This window comes from Prevotellamassilia timonensis, from assembly GCF_021531665.1.
Classification (GTDB): Bacteria; Bacteroidota; Bacteroidia; order Bacteroidales; family Bacteroidaceae; genus Alloprevotella.
In genome coordinates this window covers 1-1,922 of the sequence record NZ_JADYUH010000104.1, presented here as the reverse complement: position 1 = coordinate 1,922, position 1,922 = coordinate 1, and the positions used below count along the sequence as shown (strand labels likewise).

Below are 1,922 nucleotides of genomic sequence, written 5' to 3'. Positions count from 1 at the left end.
GTTTACCCCCACCTTTCGTGTAGGGTTTTGAACGCTTCAATGTATAGTTTGTGTATAGTTTGTGTATAGTTTGGAGCGCAAACTATACATTTCGTAACGCGCGGAGAATCAGTGTAATGCAGAGTTAAATGTAGGGTTTATGTATAGTTTGTATAGTTTTTTGTTTTCCCCTTTTATTTACGTATAGTGTAGAAAGCCCTTTCTGCCCCATACGACAAACGGTGGCTTGAACGCGATTTGCTCGCATTCAAGCCACCGTTGTTTTCAATTCCTCCGTGTTTTATTCTCCTTGTTGCACGTCGCGCACTTTTCGGAAGAGGTCGGAAGCAAAGATGAAACTGTTGAGTCTCTCGTTGTCGGAACTCATCACTTCGTCTTTCGTTCCTTCCCAGGCGGCATGACCTTCACAGATGAAGAGGATGTGCTCGCCGATGCCCATGACGGAGTTCATGTCGTGGGTGTTGATGATGGTGGTCGTCTTATACTCCGACGTGATGTCATGAATCAAATTGTCAATGACAATGGACGTCTTCGGGTCAAGACCTGAGTTCGGTTCGTCGCAAAAGAGATATTTCGGATTGAGGGCGATGGCACGTGCGATGGCGACGCGCTTCTGCATGCCTCCCGAAATCTCGCCGGGGAATTTCTGTCCGGCGTCTCCGAGATTCACTCTCTCAAGGCAGAAGGAGGCGCGGCGCACACGGTCTTTGTAGTTCATGTCGGAAAACATGTCAAGCGGGAACATGACGTTTTCGAGCACGGACATCGAATCGAAGAGTGCCGCGCTTTGGAAAATCATTCCCATTTCGCGACGCAGCAGTGCGCGCTCCTTTTTGGTCATTTGGACGAAACTTCTGCCATCATAGATGACATCGCCTTTTGTCGGAGTGAAAAGCCCGACAATACATTTCAAAAGGACGGTCTTTCCGGAGCCGCTCTGTCCGATGATGAGGTTGGTTTTTCCGCCTTCGAAGCGTGAGGTGATGCCTTTCAAGACGTCTTTGTCTTCAAAAGACTTATGCAGGTCGGAGATTTCAATCATGAGTCGTGAGGGGGGATTTAAGACAGCAACTGTGTGAGGAAGAGGTCGGAAAAGAGGATGAGCATGGAGCAAGAAACGACGGCATCCGTGGAGGCTTTGCCGACTTCGATGCTACCGCCTTCCACGGTGTAGCCATAGTAGGACGAGACACTGGAAATGATGAAGGCGAAGAAGACGGACTTGATGACGCCCATCCAGAAGAACCATTGCGTGAAGGAATGTTGCAGACCCGCCGTCAGGTCGGAAGGAGTGATGATGTGACCGATATAGGCGGTGGCGTATGCACCAATGATTCCGCTGAACGTGCTGAAGGTGACGAGGATGGGAATCATGGTCATGAGTCCGGTGATTTTGGGCAGAATCAGATAGGAAGCAGGATTGACGCCCATGATTTCGAGCGCGTCGATTTGCTGCGAGGTGCGCATGGTGCCGAGTTCGGAGGCAATGTTTGACCCCACTTTTCCGGAGAGGATGAGACACATGATGCTGGAAGAAAACTCAAGCAACATGATTTCTCGGGTGACATATCCCGAAACCCAGTGAGGCATCCACGGACTTTGGATGTTGAGTTTGATTTGGATGCAGATGACAGCGCCGATGAAGAATGAAATCAGCAGAACGATGCCAATGGAGTCGATGCCGAGGGCATAGAGTTCCTTGACATATTGTTTGAAAAACATTCTCATCCTTTCGGGACGCGAGAAGGTGCGTTCCATCAACATGAGATAGCGTCCGAAGTGTACTAAGAATTTATGTATCAGCATTTCTTCTTGGTTTTGCTTGTTGGGGGAGAGGGTTTGTTTTTATGTAATCCTCAAAAAATAACCTGCATCATCTTTGAAAATCTTTTCGGTCCATATTTCCTCCCTCATCAGTCACA

General features: G+C 48.5%; 2 protein-coding genes. Both read right to left on the bottom strand.

Features of this window, described 5'->3' with window-relative positions; translation table 11 throughout:
* Nucleotides 1-280 precede the first annotated feature (280 nt).
* On the bottom strand, nt 281-1,042 hold the full coding sequence (locus I6E40_RS10520) for an ABC transporter ATP-binding protein (protein WP_235387197.1): 762 nt from the start codon (nt 1,040-1,042) through the stop codon (nt 281-283).
* Nucleotides 1,043-1,059: 17 nt separating this feature from the next.
* Complete coding sequence (locus tag I6E40_RS10515) at nt 1,060-1,806, bottom strand: MlaE family ABC transporter permease (RefSeq protein WP_235387195.1); 747 nt, start codon at nt 1,804-1,806, stop codon at nt 1,060-1,062.
* Between the last annotated feature and the right edge of the window lie 116 nt (nt 1,807-1,922).

What these genes read in the sequence shown, in the direction of transcription:
- I6E40_RS10520 (WP_235387197.1), bottom strand. Translation starts at nt 1,042, where the DNA reads ATGATTGAAATCTCCGACCTGCATAAGTCTTTTGAAGACAAAGACGTC.
- I6E40_RS10515 (WP_235387195.1), bottom strand. Translation starts at nt 1,806, where the DNA reads ATGCTGATACATAAATTCTTAGTACACTTCGGACGCTATCTCATGTTG.